The sequence below is a fragment of the Salmonella sp. SA15303 genome, assembly GCF_029962125.1.
Classification (GTDB): Bacteria; Pseudomonadota; Gammaproteobacteria; order Enterobacterales; family Enterobacteriaceae; genus Salmonella; species Salmonella enterica.
In genome coordinates, this window is record NZ_CP123925.1 from 246,369 (window position 1) to 261,917 (window position 15,549).

Annotated in this window: 17 protein-coding genes; 1 reads left to right on the top strand and 16 read right to left on the bottom strand. The window is 46.1% G+C overall.

Translation table 11 applies throughout. The features are described 5' to 3' along the window. Positions 1-109: 109 nt before the first annotated feature. Positions 110-1,317 (top strand): IS3 family transposase gene (locus QEN31_RS25010; protein WP_087776199.1). Its coding sequence is split into 2 segments (ribosomal slippage): positions 110-431 and positions 431-1,317, totalling 1,209 coding nucleotides; the frame shifts between segments, so codons are not numbered across the junction. Between the two features lie 669 nt (positions 1,318-1,986). Here QEN31_RS25010 and QEN31_RS25015 read toward each other — a convergent pair. From QEN31_RS25015 to QEN31_RS25090, 16 genes are all read right to left on the bottom strand, one after another. Further along, a complete protein-coding gene (locus tag QEN31_RS25015) occupies positions 1,987-3,039 on the bottom strand; it encodes a phosphoadenosine phosphosulfate reductase domain-containing protein (RefSeq protein ID WP_012477420.1) in 1,053 nt (350 codons plus the stop codon). 165 nt (positions 3,040-3,204) lie between these two features. After that, positions 3,205-3,654 (bottom strand): hypothetical protein, encoded by a 450-nt coding sequence (locus QEN31_RS25020; protein ID WP_000182312.1) that lies wholly within the window; start codon positions 3,652-3,654, stop codon positions 3,205-3,207. Between the two features lie 50 nt (positions 3,655-3,704). Next, the gene (locus QEN31_RS25025) at positions 3,705-4,496 is read right to left on the bottom strand and encodes a hypothetical protein (RefSeq protein ID WP_000774871.1); all 792 of its coding nucleotides are present in this window, start codon (positions 4,494-4,496) and stop codon (positions 3,705-3,707) included. A 229-nt stretch (positions 4,497-4,725) separates the two neighbouring features. Next, a complete protein-coding gene (locus QEN31_RS25030; protein WP_001052325.1) occupies positions 4,726-4,983 on the bottom strand; it encodes a hypothetical protein in 258 nt (85 codons plus the stop codon). 65 nt (positions 4,984-5,048) lie between these two features. Next, positions 5,049-5,375, bottom strand: a complete 327-nt coding sequence (locus QEN31_RS25035; RefSeq protein ID WP_000556022.1) for a hypothetical protein — start codon at positions 5,373-5,375, stop codon at positions 5,049-5,051. Between the two features lie 242 nt (positions 5,376-5,617). After that, a complete protein-coding gene (locus QEN31_RS25040; RefSeq protein ID WP_000834113.1) occupies positions 5,618-5,938 on the bottom strand; it encodes a hypothetical protein in 321 nt (106 codons plus the stop codon). Between the two features lie 294 nt (positions 5,939-6,232). Continuing rightward, positions 6,233-7,483: a site-specific DNA-methyltransferase gene (locus QEN31_RS25045; RefSeq protein WP_000104393.1), complete on the bottom strand. Its 1,251-nt coding sequence runs from the start codon at positions 7,481-7,483 to the stop codon at positions 6,233-6,235. Between the two features lie 170 nt (positions 7,484-7,653). Then, positions 7,654-8,262 (bottom strand): hypothetical protein, encoded by a 609-nt coding sequence (locus QEN31_RS25050; protein ID WP_000833775.1) that lies wholly within the window; start codon positions 8,260-8,262, stop codon positions 7,654-7,656. A 155-nt stretch (positions 8,263-8,417) separates the two neighbouring features. Next, positions 8,418-8,675, bottom strand: coding sequence for a hypothetical protein (locus QEN31_RS25055; RefSeq protein WP_001290639.1), 258 nt, complete (start codon positions 8,673-8,675; stop codon positions 8,418-8,420). A 64-nt stretch (positions 8,676-8,739) separates the two neighbouring features. Beyond that, the gene (locus tag QEN31_RS25060; protein WP_000069824.1) at positions 8,740-9,168 is read right to left on the bottom strand and encodes a hypothetical protein; all 429 of its coding nucleotides are present in this window, start codon (positions 9,166-9,168) and stop codon (positions 8,740-8,742) included. A gap of 91 nt (positions 9,169-9,259) precedes the next feature. Further along, positions 9,260-9,637: a hypothetical protein gene (locus tag QEN31_RS25065; protein WP_000645320.1), complete on the bottom strand. Its 378-nt coding sequence runs from the start codon at positions 9,635-9,637 to the stop codon at positions 9,260-9,262. Positions 9,638-10,042: 405 nt separating this feature from the next. Then, positions 10,043-11,188, bottom strand: coding sequence for a hypothetical protein (locus QEN31_RS25070; protein ID WP_000339750.1), 1,146 nt, complete (start codon positions 11,186-11,188; stop codon positions 10,043-10,045). A 44-nt stretch (positions 11,189-11,232) separates the two neighbouring features. Further along, a complete protein-coding gene (locus QEN31_RS25075) occupies positions 11,233-11,529 on the bottom strand; it encodes a type II toxin-antitoxin system RelE/ParE family toxin (protein ID WP_000581857.1) in 297 nt (98 codons plus the stop codon). 49 nt (positions 11,530-11,578) lie between these two features. Then, positions 11,579-12,049 (bottom strand): hypothetical protein, encoded by a 471-nt coding sequence (locus tag QEN31_RS25080; protein WP_000170639.1) that lies wholly within the window; start codon positions 12,047-12,049, stop codon positions 11,579-11,581. Between the two features lie 433 nt (positions 12,050-12,482). After that, complete coding sequence (locus tag QEN31_RS25085; protein ID WP_000694552.1) at positions 12,483-14,873, bottom strand: Ig-like domain-containing protein; 2,391 nt, start codon at positions 14,871-14,873, stop codon at positions 12,483-12,485. A gap of 401 nt (positions 14,874-15,274) precedes the next feature. Further along, positions 15,275-15,526 carry a hypothetical protein gene (locus tag QEN31_RS25090; protein ID WP_000115760.1) on the bottom strand — a complete coding sequence of 84 codons (252 nt, stop codon included), beginning with the start codon at positions 15,524-15,526 and terminating at the stop codon, positions 15,275-15,277. Between the last annotated feature and the right edge of the window lie 23 nt (positions 15,527-15,549).

Genomic DNA, 15,549 nt, shown 5'->3' on the forward strand with positions numbered 1-15,549 from the left:
AAGCACAAGCACTGATTGTGATGTAGCCCCCTGAAACACCAGACAGTAGCTGTATCTCCAGATAAGAGATAGGCTTGAATATATGTCTAACACTAACACCAATTTTGAGATGACCGGGATCCTGTTAGGGCAAGAAGTCCGTAAACGTAAAACTCCTCAGGAGAAGATCGCCATTATCCAGCAGACGATGGAGCCGGGTATGAATGTCTCCCATGTCGCCCGCCTGCATGGTATCCAGCCCAGCCTGCTGTTTAAGTGGAAGAAGCAATATCAGGAAGGCAGCCTCACCGCCGTTGCGGCTGGAGAGGAAGTCGTTCCTGCTTCTGAGCTTACTGCTGCTCTGAAGCAGGTCCGGGAGCTTCAGCGCCTTCTGGGCAAGAAGACGATGGAAGTTGAGATCCTGAAAGAAGCCGTGGAGTACGGTCAGTCGCGAAAATGGATAGCGCACGCGCCCTTGTTGCCAAAGGACGGGGAATAGCCATGGTCAGCCGGACCATGGGCGTGTCGCGTGCGCAACTGTCACTGCGGATTAACCGTTCTGCCGACTGGCAGGACAGGCGCTGTAACCGGCGTAATGAAGAAGCAGACGCAGAAATACTGTCGGCTATCCTCAACATTATCAGCGATATGCCGAGTTATGGTTATCGACGCGTGTGGGGCATCCTGCGCAAGCAACGTCGCACAGAGGGACAGCCACCTGTGAATGCCAAACGGCTTTACAGGATAATGAGCGAGCATAACCTGTTGTTGTTGCATCACAAACCAGAGCGACCGAAGCGTGAACATAAGGGCAAGATAGCGGTGGCAGAAAGCGATATGCGCTGGTGTTCAGATGGCTTCGAGTTCGGCTGCGACAACGGCGAAAAACTGCGGGTAACGTTCGCGCTGGACTGCTGCGACCGTGAGGCCATAGACTGGGCAGCAAGCACGGGAGGCTATGACAGTTCGACCGTGCAGGATGTGATGCTGAGGTCGGTGGAAAAGCGCTTCGGCGACAGGCTGCCCGACACAGCGGTGCAGTGGCTGACGGACAACGGTTCAGCATATACCGCGCATGAAACGCGGAGGTTCGCCAAAGAGCTGAATCTGGAGCCATGTACAACAGCGGTGAGCAGCCCGCAGAGCAATGGCATGGCCGAACGGTTCGTGAAGACGATGAAGGAAGACTATATCGCGTTCATGCCGAAACCGGATGTGAGAACAGCCCTGCGAAACCTTGCAGCGGCGTTCACGCATTACAATGAAAATCACCCGCATAGTGCGCTGGGATATCACTCTCCGAGAGAATACCGGCGGCAGCGGGCATCGTTAACTTAAGATACAAAAGCTGTCCGGAAATGGCGGGTCAAGATCACACAAGCACTGATTGTAACAGATACCCTTGCCGTCACCGATAATGGGGAGCCGTTATCTTTTGTTTCCAAAGCAGGTTACATCCCCCAGCTAAGAACCATCATAGCAGGAACGGGGGCAGGTGGATTTTCTAACACCTGGTTGCTTGAAGCATCAACCAGAATGGTCGTATCAGGTATACAAAATCTCAATTATCATACATCGGCCTGTCTAAGGAGGCTGTGGAAACAATACAAGCATGACCATGCAATTCCCTCTTCTTCAACGGTGACAACCAGTGTTTATCAGTTCGCAATTTGCGAGGAAACAGGAAATATCGTTTCGTTCGCCTATCGCTCAGTCCATGATTTCGAATCAGAGCAATTACAATACGGAACAGGAGTAAAACCTGAGTGCCAAATCTTGGATGGGGATTTGTTGCAGACAATTCCTGTAATGATGAATGAACAAAGGGCTATACAGGCGACATACCCACACCCGGAACGGATCCATATTGGCGGTGAGATGATTGCGCATTATCTGACATCATCTATGTATCAATGCTTTAAGATTGGGGAATTTGAGGATTTCAGAACTCAGGGAGAGTATATATTGAGCAGGATTTAGGCAAAACGCGGTTCAGATAAAGTGCTTTTAACAGGCTTGCTGAACATTAAAAGGATATCTCTCAATTACGATGAATAGCTTGAATTCTAAAAATAGAAAAGTAGAGTTTAACTCTAAATACATAAAAACAAGAGTAAGCGAGCACCCATATCGAGCCCCACAAGCTGATGTTCGAGTGGGTTTCTCCGGCGACCAGATACACTCCCCGGTGGCGTCTTTATAAAGCGTTGCCAGGCTGAAGTTATCCGGCATAAAGCTTGGTAAAGGGAAGCGTGATTCGGAACCACAGGCCATCAGAAAAGACCAGATGTCCTGAGTGCGCCACTCCTTTACCGGATAGAGTTCACCACCGTGCTCAGTCAGGGTTACTTTCCTCGCCTGCCCTCCCATTTTGAGGATATTTCCGGCCCTTCGGGCACTTTCATCATCCCTGGAGCCCAGCATCAGGCATACCCTGCTTCGAACGGATGCCGGGGCGTTTTTCAGGTAACGAGCTTTGGCCTGGCGCAGGGGCGCGATTTTGTAGTCGGTTGAGCACTGTCGGGTAGAAGAATTAGTCCAGGTCGGAAGTCCGCGCCCAGTCAGAATGCGGCCGACCCAGCTCTGCGTAAGAGACGGTCGGGCGACAAGGACTGTGACCGGTAGCTGGTGTTCAGCAATGAACATTCTGAGCTGGTTGAGAACCTGTGAAGCCTGATAGTGCATCTCAGGGTTTTCGATCAGCGTATCGGACATCTGAATGAAATGATGTTCGCTGATATTTGTGCCGTTACGTACTGCCCTGATCAATGCCATCAGAAACAGGTGCAGAAGAGAATGGGAGTCTTTGCCGCCACTGTATCCCACGCACATTGTCCAGCCGTCCGTAATAGCCTGATAAATAGCAGATGTGGCTGACATGACCAGAGAAGAAAGACTCACAGTCTCCTTTTCATCGGTATAGTTCAGATCGGCATCGGTTGTCAGGGTCTCCCAAACATCCGCCCATTTATCATGTTTCAAAATGGCAGCATTAGCCGCCTCAGGAAAAATAACTTCTGAGGATAATTCAAGGAATGAGTCGCTTTTTTCAATAAACATATATTTTCCTGAACCACGGTATATGTTGCATCACTGATATTATTAGAACTTTAAAATAACTACAGCGCAACCATTTAGCGAAATTATATTAAATCAAAATCACGCGGATTTAATGTCAATATATATAAAAATAATCCATTGTAATTTAATCACCCGGCACAGCTATTAGTTATAGGTTGGCGGCGTAATAAATGCCGTATTATTTGTTTTCAACTCAGACAGCGGAATAAAAGGAGTGTTAAGAGTCATGTCATCACCACAATGGCGTGGTAGAGCTGAAAGCTGAAATGAATCTTTCATCACCCTAATAACCGGGCATTCCGTACGTGCTGATGGCATTACTTCCCGCAGCATCGCTTCCTGCTTTATGCTGTCGCTATGCTTATATTCATCCATGTCTTTTATTTCTTGAATTTCATCTTCACCACAAAATGACCAGTTAGCGTCATAGAAGTAAAACTCAGTTAAATGAAGATCGTTTTCTTTCACGTATGCCGCCAATTTGCGGATACGCTGTTCAAGCATTGTATCTATCCGTAAGGAAACACTCTGCGGAACGTCACTTGCAAATTCATTGATACAATCAACGGTAGAAACTATGAATTTATTGGTCATGGCAGGCTCCAGGCCACCGGGGAAACCGGTGGCTACGGTAATTGGCAGGCTTAAGCGCCGCAAAGGGTGTCAAGGGAAGGGAGAAGCTTGCTCAGCTTGTCGTAATCGAGCGGAGACAGTTCTGTAACGAGTTCGACCGAAAGACTAGTGTTGTCTTCTTCACACAGAATATAGATTCCGTCTTCTGGCTCTTTTCCGGCACATGCCTTCAGTCGTTTGTTAACGACCTCCTGGGCTGAATCCGCTACGTCGCAGCTCAGGACATAGCTTGCCACATAGCTGCTCTCACCGTGGTAATGCGTCACTTTACACAGAGCATACTGGATACCGGCTTTGTGAGCCTCATTCATGAGACGAGAAAACTGACAGCCATCCTGGTAATAGTGGGTATCCTTTGTGACCAGAATAGTCATACCCCCAAATTCATCTGTCCGGCTTTTACTGCATGTAAATGCAGCAGTAATTGTTACCATTTCCGAGAGGTCGAATACCGACAGCACGGCAGTTGTGAGGCAAATTGCATGGTCAAGATCAATGGTCTCTCCATGAAAAACTGCCAGCCCACTGCTGGTAACTTCTGTTGCGAACAACAGTTCATAATTGCAGTCTGGGCAGGATGGTTGCCCAAAGCTCGGCTCAGAAGGGTCATACTCAGGGTGGTTCTCGATAATACTGAGGATCAGCTTCTCAGTCAGAGAACAATCTGTCAGTGGCTTATCAAGCAAACGCTCACCTTCTGCAATTTCTGCTTCGGTAACGAATGTGATTGCTTCTTGTGCCATTTTTGCCTGCTCCTGAGTGCAGGGAATAATAAACGACGCCTGAGTATAATTATCTGCCACAGTTGACTCCTTGATTATTTAATTAATGTATTTGATGAGAAGATCATAACAAATACACTAATACCAACTAATAACCTGAAGGCGTTTTTTTAGAAAAAATATTAAGAAGAAGAATATGAACACTACCTCATCTTAAATTAATATCATTCAGGATTAATATTCATTTTTGCAAATAAAAACCGCCAGACGGCGGCTTTTATAAAGAGGGAAATATCATTGGAAGTTGAAATTACTTCACGGCAGGCCGACAAATTACGCGACTGCTGTGAGCTGAAGCGAAACTTGTAGAGGAAACTATAATCACCTTTTCTAAGTCGTCGGCACTGTCAGCAATATGATGCCGGAAAGCCTCCTCTGCATCACCAGGGGAGTCGGCTTCGACCAGGTAGGCCTGATCATCATCATCAAACATAATGCGCCCGGAAATGAGATAAAGTCGGCTCAAATCTGGCGTTGCTGCGCTCGTGCTTCGTTCGTTCAGATTCATTTTTTCTCCGTCTGTTGCTCGTAAAAAGAATGACGCCGGTTTAAAAGGCGTCGCCAGGGTTCGGGCTAAAACGCAGGGTTGCCATCGAGGAAGCTCATTGGCTGGCCAATAGCGGATGCCACCCTGAGAATTTCACCTGGTGTGGCATAACGCAGCATTTCAGAGCGTCCAAATTTCTGATACTCATCTACTGACATCTTTCTCCACTCTGGGTGAGGATCTTTTCCGCACAGTGACCAGTTGCTTTCAGAGGAATCACGACGGAGAACGTACACATCAAGCGAGGCTGTAAGCCCACTTCCATATCCCCGCTGCGCTACAATACGAACCTGAGAACCATCGTCGCGTTGCAACGTCTGGGTTAATTTCGTGATAGGATCCTGAGAATGCATGCCATTTACCTCGTTTTCAAAAGATTTACCGTAAGTAAATGATACCGAATCGAGAATTCTGGCTAATAGGTCAGAAGAAAAAATAATGAATATTTTTGAAGTGTAGGATAATGATTAGAATAAAATGGCCTGAATAAATCGCTAGCGGTTAAATCCGCTTATTTCAGAGAAGCTCTGATTTAGTAGTTAGGGAAAACGATGCGGTGAAAAGTAACTTTTACACCGCAATTCAGAAAAAAGTTTCAATTAGTCACATTACGAATAACCCGGCTTACTTTCGCATGTGCGTTCCCCTGGATGTTAAAGTAAAGCCCCTCAGGCAGACTCGTCGCCCACTTAACTCCTCGCTCAGCCATACGCTTCGGTGTTTCCAGCCAACCACGAGGAATATTGCCCGTAACGTCACCGATAACCCGTGAAATGCATGCTGCTACCCGGATGCCGCCGGGAATATCGCATTCGGATTCAACAATATGCATAACCTCAAATAAAGCACCATGCCGCTGGACATGATCGCCAATGTGCAACTCGATAGGAGAAACCATTTCTGTATCTGACTTCATATCTGTCCACCTTTAATTTAGAAACCGTCTAAATTACCAATATAGTTAATGTACCGGATGTTAATTCAACAAGTTCTGTATCACAACCATCAGTTTTTTTTGTTGGGTCTATATCGGAGAAACAAGTGAATATTGAATACACTCGTTAATACAGACAACCGGAAATGAATGGCACCCTAATTATCTCTGCGGCGTATGCTAAGCCGTTAATATTGTCATTTTATGGTAGAAACAATGCAAAATGAATAAACCGCTTGTCGCTTCAAACCACTTTATCAAAACCGTTAACTTGCATTAAGCCCGATACAGTTCGGCGAGCTCGTCCAGCATGGGGTTACTCTTATATCCCGGTGCGGCCGTAAAAAGGTTTCGGGAAATCGCCAGCCATTCCATGATTTTGTCCGTCGCCAGCCAACGTCTGCCAAGTCGCTCGGCTGCGATGGGAACTTTATGCAGGCCAGCGAAGGGATCTACAACAAGATCTCCCGGCTCTGTCAAAAACTCAATCAGAAACGCTGCAAGCCTGGTAGGAGACGTTGCACCATGCAGCGGAAAACCTAGCTCGCGGGCAATGGAATGGCAAAATCTCGTATCAGCGCAGCTATTGCCGTAAAACAAAGTATTTTTGGGGATCGTTCCTTCTGTTTTATTTCCAAAGGATCCGCTTTTAAGCTGGTACGCCCCATCACCATAAAAGGTCGTGCGATTTTCACCGCCTGCTGCCTGCAATTTAAGATGCTGCTCTGAATGCGGTTGCAGTACACGTAAGTTGTTTGAACGAACCTTACTCGCATCATTGGTAAACCACAGCACAGGCTCATACGATGAGCAGAGCTGCACTCGTTGCTTACATGCCCAGTGCGTTGGCGATGGGGGCTTACTGCGATTCACCCACTGAAGCCTGTCCATGAGCTCAAGCCCCAGCTTGTCACATAATGCCAGTGTCAGACGCTCCAGATACAGAGAACGTGAAGGCCTGCCCCTATTAAAGCTATCTTGAGTGATATTCAATGCCACACTTGCGCCGGGTACAAGCTGTTTCACGATCGGTTCGAGGATACGCAGAAGCCAGTCAATATAAACCTGCTCGCCACGCCCCCCGCCATGCCCGTAGTCTCTTGAATTTCGAAGGAGGTAAGGCGGCGAGGTCAGGCAAAGATGAATTTGCTCTGTGATATTGCTGAAGAAGGCATAGGCGTTTCCAAAAACCGATGCCCCAAGAGAAGTTGAGAAACCGACAACACAGAGCTTTTCCCATGACTCGTGTAGGTTTGTTTTCGTCTTAGAGGAGTATCTCCAGACGCCCCGTTTTTCTGGAACGCGTTCGATGACTCCGGCCTGCCGAAGAGTCTGCTGAAACCAGCGTACTTTGTGTTTGACGCCGCTGGTTCTGGTTTTATCTGACCCAAATTCTTTCAGTTCGTGCAATTCGGCATCCGACATGCCAGTTTCACGCTGCACTTCGCGATAAAGCTCGTCGTTGCTCAACGGCAATTCGGAGGCTGCGTAGATCCGTGCAATTAAATCCGTAGAAATCGTGCTCATCAGCCATCCTTAATGGAGATGCAGTTTAAATATCGGCCTGATGGTTGGAAGGGGGATTACTAAATCAAACCGATCTGTTTATTTATAGGCTTTGTCAGGTCATGCAGCACAGCTGGGCATGCGCAAAGAGACCCAGTCTTCTTTAGCGGAGACACCTTCAAAAGTTGTACTCAATCAGCCCCAAGATTTTGAAACTCAATGTGCTTTTGCTCACACTCCTCCCTGCCCCACGAGCCCTGCCATTCACAGATGTCCCGGTACTTAATTTCCAGCTTATCCATCTGTGAGAGGTTAGCTGTTGCGAAGTCTGGCCATATGTCGTGCCAGCATGCGTTGTACGTGACGCCTGCTGGTGGGCAATACATCATTGCATCAGCATGGATAATTTCAACGCGAGGATCGTTTGCAAACGAGGCCGCAACGAGGTTAATAACGTCCTGTTCTTTTTCAATTACTGTTACATGGGTTACATCTTCTTTTTGAAGAATGGCGTGAAGCACCATCCCCAGACCAAGACCATTAATGAGCACGCGCCCGGTGGCTCGCTCTAAAAAATCCTGGCAGGTTCTGATCTCCATCGGGGTATTGGACATCACCACATCCCAGCCGTTGGACAAACGCCGATATCTACCGGGCGGGATAAACTCGTCTGTATTACCTGTATACTCGGCACGAAGGGCGAGGCTCATCGCCTTATCTGCGGTAATTTCGAATGTGTCCAGTTTCCAGGTTCCGGACGTGCCGTCTTTAACGGGTAAATCAGAAAAGCAGCTCTTCATCAAGGCAACCAAAATTCCAGTAATGTTGTTACGCTGAACCTATCACAAACCTGCTCTTAATACAGTTATCAGGAGTGACAGCGATCTTTGAGGAATCGTTTAAATCACGGGCATCCTGTAGCGGACGCCCGATATTTAATCAAATGTCGCAGGTGTTAAAGGAAGCGTTGCAAAGTTGCAACGTCTTCTGGAGCAACCTCCACGCAGCTCCTGACACTGTAGTGATTTTCGCCGTTGTAGTCGTAAACCCCACCGTCTTCAAAACTCAGCTGTTCAAGCTCGCCATGGCACTCTGAAATGAGTGCCGTCTGGCAAGCATTTTTCTCACAATCGCTGACGAGTAACCGAACATAGCTATTCTCATGGTCGCCGTTTCGGTTCTGGATTTTAACGATAAAGTGTTTTTCAGACATTTGTGCCTCCAGCACAGTTTGAGGTTAATTTAGCGTTGCCCCGGCTCACCGGGGCAAGAATAAATCAACCCTTAATGAAACTGTGCCCCCAGGTGTTAGGCTTAAATGCCTGCTCTTTGATATATGTTTTCATTACCTTGCAGGTTTTTTTCAGGGCTTTGGTATTGGCATCGGTTACTGAGATAAAATGGCGAGAATAACGGTTTTCCCGGTATTGCTTATCAGCGTTTGGGTCAATTGCTTCGCTTTGCAGGAGTCCTTCGTGCCTGCCAATTACTATTACGTAGTTCATTTCACCTGAAACACGATCCGTGAGTAATTGAATGGAAATATCAGTCGCTCGCGTGGCCTGGCTAGCAGAAATTTTTGCATGTAAGAAAGCTCCCTTTCGAAAGTTGGCCGGAGTCAAACCTGTAATATCCTCGGTGCTAAAATTAAGTGAAGATAGAGTTGAAAATAAATCACAGCTAATGACTTCAGTATTATTAGACATAACCCGGCTCCGCTCATATTCATGTTAAGGTAATTATATCAGGTTGATAGCATTACCTAATAACTTGGTGGCAAAAAGTTGTGGTTTTTGATTAACTAAAATTGATGTTCTCAATACTGCTCAAGAATTCTTTCTTTACACCCGGAGTAAAAGGTATACGTTCAATGTATTTATAAAGCGTCGCAAAGGTTTTGGTTTCAATGTTTCGTGAAATAACATCATCAATCGGGTCTTCGAACATATTAATAAAAACATCAATATGCTGCTCTCCGCTTTCTGAAGCTAAAGAGAGAATACAGACCACTTCAATGTAGCGGTTATCCTGCTCTGCAATGAACAACCAGTGCCCTTCGTTAAAGGCTGGTGCAGCACTGAAGCGTTTTACAACAATTTCTGAAAGAGCATATCCTGCCTGATCCAACAGATTAATAAAGTTGAGTTGAGTTGAAACCACGTCTAACGCTTTCATAAAACCTCCTTTTCATCTGTACTTATTATACTGTTACCCATCCCCCCAGCTAATAACCTCCCAGCAAACTTTCAAAAAAAATACCACCTTTAATTAGAATTGAACACATCCTTTTTAAATAACAAAAAGGATTATGAAACCCACAATGTTTGTGATGTGCCACCAAGGAAAAGTAACTTTTATGTGCTCATAAATCTTATTTCGTATTCACTTTCCTTTGTCTTTCGGTCGTAGATTATCAGGGGAAGCATAAGAAGAATATGTGAGGTTTAAGCAAATGCGGTGATCGGGCATTATAATTTGGTGAGGCTATTATAAGTGGATAAAGATAGTCGTAGGTATAGGATCAGGTTAAATTGCATTTTCCCGGTTGCCTTCCCTGGCCTACCGGTTTCAGCTCAGATACTAAGACCAGCGGTAATACTTAAAATATTCCTCATTTGCAGCTATAAACTCCCTCAAACCGTTCATTAATCCCTTCTCAAACGCTGTCACGATAAACCGGTAACCGTCCAGTGTTTCAATGTAGTAAATACCGCCTGGTGTAATTCCAACATGCAACACCTCGGCTGTCATCATAAACTGGCCTTCCGGAAAATCATGCGAAAGGTAAATGAAACCAGTAGTGGCCGATGCGGGTGTGGCATTCACTAAGACCCCGTTAAACTGCTGCCCGTGCCTCGCCGGTACAAGCTCACTTCCCCTGGTTGACTTATCAAGCAGCCTCTTAACATCTTTTTCTTCTTTTAACGAGGTATAGACCCGCACATCACTGTCATCACCTGGGCGAGAGCCGGTGCCAACATGAGCAAGACGACGGTAAGCACTGCGCATATTAACGTGGCAGGATGCCCCTGCTCTACCCTGAAGCCTTACGCCAAAGTCTTCGCAAAGTAACAAAATCTGACGTAGCTGGTTTTCATGCACGGACGCTGAGAGTGAAAGATTGAAACAGGAAAAGGTCAGTTCTAAAACCTTTTCGCGTTTGTCATTGAAATGAGCTTCCAGCCTGATGACTGGCTTTTCCGACATTGCAAAAGCTTTGTCCGTTACTCTGTACCGGCATTCATCTCCGAAACATTCTTTAACAACGCTGGCTATGACCGTGTCGTGTTCTCCATCTTCCGGAGCTGGCACAAAGATTTCAAATTGTGCCGGTGTATCCGGCTCAAGCAGAACGGGATAGAGACGCGGAGAATTAAGCAAAGCGCATTCAGAATTAATGAGCTTAACCCAGGCGCTTTTGTCGTCCGGATCCTTAAGCTGCTGTCCAAGGTTATCGCAAAAGTCAACTATCTGACGGGTATGCTCATCCGTGACTGCACAGATCAGGTTAAGACCATGCGTGGCCATACGCAGTTCCCGGGTTCGGGACTGGGAATTGATCGACCAGGGGTTAAGTGAAAGCGAAATAGGGCTTATGGAAGGGACGACCGTCTCATTCTGCAAATCTGTAAGCTGGCAGTTCGCAGTAGGCTTCGGGGAAAGGGTACTAAATATGTAACTTGCCTGTTGTTTAGTACTGGCCTGGATATAAAACATCGCGTCCATGCTTGTATCCCGGGATGAAATTGAAAATAGCTTCATTTTTAACCTTAATGGATGAGCGATTTATAGTCATGTGCAGACAAATGAACATTATGTGCGCCATCATTCCATTCAAAGAATAATCGATACTTAGAGTTTACTCGAATGGAGGAATAACGGTTTGACGTCATTCTTAAGCGTTCATAACGCAAGCTGTTGGATAATAACTCCCGCTCACTCTGGACATTATCCAGCGTTTCAAGTCGACACAGAATCGCGTTAATAATTTCAGAAGGAATACCTGCCGTTGTTTTTCCATTACGGAAGAACTTTTCAAGCCGTCTGTCTTTAAATGAATGGATCATAGTTCCTCCGTAATAATTGACCTTAAAATTAAATTAAAAGGGCTTTGAATTAATGAATACCTAAAATGCGGGCGGCAACTGCCAGCTGCTTATCACTTAACTGACGCTGGTGGGTTAAAGAAGACTTAAGGCTTTCCAGAAAATTATTACTACTGGATTGTTGGGTGATTGCATCAACCATTTTTTGATGAGACCTGCACCATGCTGTGAACGCAGAACTGTGGGCGCTTTCAGTCCTTAAACGCTCGTCTTGCAGGGATGCTGACACTTTGCGGGCAGCTTGCGCATTAATGCGGTACAGCGCATTCAGCGTGTAAGCAGTACGGGTCGTTTCGAGGCTGTAACCCGTGGCTTTACAAGCCATACAGCGACTTCTATAAAAATGCTTACGCTCTCCCCGCCCATTGCATTTATCGCAAACAATACGAAAAGTATATTCCGCAGTACCTTTTACAGAATCAACACAGCGGATTTTTGCGCTGGAGATTTCAATTCCACTGCGATCATAATATTTGGTCATAATGTGATTCCTCCGGTTAGTTCTGGAGTAATCATGACAGAATGAATCTACTGGCTAATAACCTGAGAGTAAATATTTTAAAAAAACATTGAGAGAGGGGCTGCAAATTTATACACGAAGGATTCAAATATAATTTGTTTAAAAAATTAAGAGCATTCTGAAGTAAAATTGCATCAAAAAGCATTCATGGATAAATCATGTACTGGTGCCAGCGATTTAAACGAGGACATTGTTCCGGTGTAATTACACAGTTTAGCATCATAGATTATAACCAAAAGGAAGGAGTCCTTCCCGTCTCGGGAATATTACTTTCCCGTTTGCAGTTTAAGAGACACTTAATGAGAAAGTAATAATTAAGTCATGCTCAACTCTACATTTTACATTGAGGATGGCGTAACAGGGTACGGCATACTACCGTACCCTTGTGTAGGGTTTATGTTTGAGGGAATTCTATAGTAAATGTGGCCGTGCCAGATTGACCACTTACAGCGGGAGTAACGGGATATGTGCGCTCTTCACCATTACCAAGATCCAGTGACAGCGATTTAGTTTCACCAGGCTGGACCGTAACTCCGGCAACCGTAACGCCGAACTGGGCGTTTTTCTGAACAGTCAGGGTTCCGTTTAACTGTCCGGTAATGATAGAACCGTCCTGACGACGCAACACACTGGTTCGGATGATGGCCAGCGGCGTGTTGTCCGTTGCTTTCAGTGCTACGGCTGTGGCCAGCGTCTTGAGATTATCCAGCATAATCAGGTTAGCTGGCTGGTAGGTAAAATTAAGCGTTTTAGTGGTCCGGTTACCTGATTCGTCAATAGCCAGAGCCTCCAGATGATACATCTGTCCCGATTCGTCAGTATTGGGGAAGATTCTGGGGTATTCAGGAATAAAGACATCCTTGGATAGCGGCGTGAATGCAAGGGTGACCTTTTCAGAGTTAGGTCCACCAGCGAGCTGAAGCGATATCAGGGAAGCATCCCCAGAGGCATCAGTAACGCTTATGCGTAGGTTCTCAAGCCCTTTAACCAGTTTTCCTTCTGCGTCTGCGCCATTAAAGCTGAACGCAATAACCGGAAGCGTTGAGTCAATTTTCAGCGGTGCATTAAGCGTTTTGGTTCCTGTGTTTCCAACAAGATCCGTGGCAGACACGCTAACAACCGTATAATCCCCGTCCGGTAGACCAGCGTATGAGAAAGTGGCGTTTTTGGTTTTATAATCGCTTTCACTGACAGTCACAGGCTTCAGGGTGAAAGTTTCCCCCCGGGCATTTTTAAGGGTGGCTTCGAAAACTTTGGTATCCCAGTAGCTGATGTTCCAGGCGTTGACGCGATCATTATCGGTGGCCGTCATAGTGATTGTCTTGGAGGCCTTGTTTACCTGAGCGACATTAACCACCGGTGGGTTGTTATCCCAGATAACCGTAAAATTACCAGCAAGCGCATCGAATATGCTGTCACCATCTTTTCCCGAGTAAAGATGCAGATACTCAAATCCTTTGTCACTGGTGTAGTTGAAGTTAACCGTCATCTCGCATGAACTTTGTCCGACAGGAATAGTGCAGAACCAGGCTGCATTTTTTACCGTTCTGAACTTTTGCACGTATGGTCGGGGTTCTGCGGTTACCTTTATGCGGCTAATGGTGGCGGTTTTAACGCTGATTGAGGCCTGAGTTAACCACTCACTGGTATCACTCCGGTACATCTCTTTAGCCACTATCTTCGGGGCTATTTCCATCGCCGGGGCTGGAGTGAAGTTGAGGGAGTTATGATGAATTCGTCTTACTCCTCCCGCCAGAGTCTGAAATTCATGATAAGTATCCCCCACATTTGGATATATGTATTTGAAAGTATAGATATTATAAGTGCTATCGGACGTCTGGAAATTCGAGTCCGCCCAGCCATATTTGGAACCGTTAACAGCAGTAAAGTCACTTTTCTTCCTTAATACCCGTACGGAAATAGGGTTCTGGAAGACGGTCATGCCAGACTGATAGGAGACCCATGATCCGGTAGTGGCGTCCTGCACCTGGATGATATCGTCAGGCTTAACCCGATCAATTACGCTTCGGCGGCTTAGTTCGCTCCTGTTTCCCGCTTTGTCATAAAGGTAGATCCCCACTTTATATTCAGAGCGGTTTTCCGGTGCCAGGGCATTGCTGCTTGCGTCGGCGACTTGAACGGTTACGCTACCTTCCACTGTATTAATTTCCGCTGGCTTTTTACGCTCCACTCCAGCGGCATCGGTTATGAAATATTCAGCATTAGCAAGCCCGGAACCTTTATCACTCAGTCCATTAAAGACCAGTGCCTGGACGCTGGCGTACTGCATACCGGCTGGTACTGAAGTGAAGATCGCTTCGCTGCCAAAGTTCCACCCATTTCTCGTATAACTTATGGTACCCGTTGCCGGAGGCGTTCGGTCAATTGCAAGCGGGTAATCCTGCCGGGAGACCTCCTTCCCTTGCAAGTCGGTAATCACCTCTCTGAGGGTGAAGCTATCTTCTCCCATCGCTGGTACGGTCAGAGTCTTGCCGTAATAATCAAAGCCTGTCGAAGATGTGGTACGGTCATCAACGGTAACCAGGCTGCTTTTCGTGCTCCAGATGAGGCTCCCGTCACTTTTCAGCAGACTGAGCGTAATATAACGGTCCAGACCGGAAATAACGGCAACGTCAAAGCTCGTTACCGGATTAATCCATACGGATGCAGGCGATACGGTCTTTTTAACGTTCAGGGTATCTTTAAAGCTGAATTCTGCGATTTCAGCGGAAGCTCCTGCGCTGAAACCTGCAAATGCAATAAGCAGGGCTAGTTTGATTTTCATGGGTTGTCTCCTGATCAGGTTCCCCATGATACTTTTTCAGTGTTCGTGATCTTTTCGGGAAAATAGCTATTTTTGATGTTTTTCTTTTCTGCCCGGCGGGACTTTTTTGTTTACGTGAATGCAACAAAACCAGAAAAGTTACTTTTTGATAGGGTAAAATTAGGTTTCCCTAATTTCCAGAAGCAAGCGAAAGCAGAACTAGCTTAATAGCCATTAAGAACGCCATACCTATTGATAAATAACGCTCCTTACATTTAATGATTTGAGCATTTAAAAATGAATTAGCGAAAGAATTTTGGTTTGCTTTTTATTGCATGAGTAAAACAGTATTAATAATCCGGAGCCATTAGAACGTACTCTAAAGACTCCGGTATACAGATATCTTGCCAGTAAAAATGGCCTTACTCCTCATCATCCCCCAGCGCTTTTTTGATGGCGCGGCGGCGGGCTGCATCACCTACACGATATCCGACTGAATATACGTCATTCAACCGGCGCAGAATAAGATTTATTTCCTCATCCTGAATGTAGGCAGGTAAACACAGAACCACGTCGCCATCTTCATCATAGACTCGAACAACTTCCTTCTGCCCATCTCGCTCGCGAATAATCTGGACATGCTGAACCCTGGTGTATTCTGGGTTTACGCTCATTTTAAGTATCTCTCTGTAATTGT

What these genes read in the sequence shown, in the direction of transcription:
- QEN31_RS25075 (WP_000581857.1), bottom strand. Translation starts at nt 11,529, where the DNA reads ATGATCCATTCATTTAAAGACAGACGGCTTGAAAAGTTCTTCCGTAAT.
- QEN31_RS25040 (WP_000834113.1), bottom strand. Translation starts at nt 5,938, where the DNA reads ATGAAGTCAGATACAGAAATGGTTTCTCCTATCGAGTTGCACATTGGC.
- QEN31_RS25070 (WP_000339750.1), bottom strand. Translation starts at nt 11,188, where the DNA reads ATGGACGCGATGTTTTATATCCAGGCCAGTACTAAACAACAGGCAAGT.
- QEN31_RS25030 (WP_001052325.1), bottom strand. Translation starts at nt 4,983, where the DNA reads ATGAATCTGAACGAACGAAGCACGAGCGCAGCAACGCCAGATTTGAGC.
- QEN31_RS25060 (WP_000069824.1), bottom strand. Translation starts at nt 9,168, where the DNA reads ATGTCTAATAATACTGAAGTCATTAGCTGTGATTTATTTTCAACTCTA.
- QEN31_RS25045 (WP_000104393.1), bottom strand. Translation starts at nt 7,483, where the DNA reads ATGAGCACGATTTCTACGGATTTAATTGCACGGATCTACGCAGCCTCC.
- QEN31_RS25055 (WP_001290639.1), bottom strand. Translation starts at nt 8,675, where the DNA reads ATGTCTGAAAAACACTTTATCGTTAAAATCCAGAACCGAAACGGCGAC.
- QEN31_RS25035 (WP_000556022.1), bottom strand. Translation starts at nt 5,375, where the DNA reads ATGCATTCTCAGGATCCTATCACGAAATTAACCCAGACGTTGCAACGC.
- QEN31_RS25015 (WP_012477420.1), bottom strand. Translation starts at nt 3,039, where the DNA reads ATGTTTATTGAAAAAAGCGACTCATTCCTTGAATTATCCTCAGAAGTT.
- QEN31_RS25090 (WP_000115760.1), bottom strand. Translation starts at nt 15,526, where the DNA reads ATGAGCGTAAACCCAGAATACACCAGGGTTCAGCATGTCCAGATTATT.
- QEN31_RS25085 (WP_000694552.1), bottom strand. Translation starts at nt 14,873, where the DNA reads ATGAAAATCAAACTAGCCCTGCTTATTGCATTTGCAGGTTTCAGCGCA.
- QEN31_RS25065 (WP_000645320.1), bottom strand. Translation starts at nt 9,637, where the DNA reads ATGAAAGCGTTAGACGTGGTTTCAACTCAACTCAACTTTATTAATCTG.
- QEN31_RS25050 (WP_000833775.1), bottom strand. Translation starts at nt 8,262, where the DNA reads ATGAAGAGCTGCTTTTCTGATTTACCCGTTAAAGACGGCACGTCCGGA.
- QEN31_RS25080 (WP_000170639.1), bottom strand. Translation starts at nt 12,049, where the DNA reads ATGACCAAATATTATGATCGCAGTGGAATTGAAATCTCCAGCGCAAAA.
- QEN31_RS25020 (WP_000182312.1), bottom strand. Translation starts at nt 3,654, where the DNA reads ATGACCAATAAATTCATAGTTTCTACCGTTGATTGTATCAATGAATTT.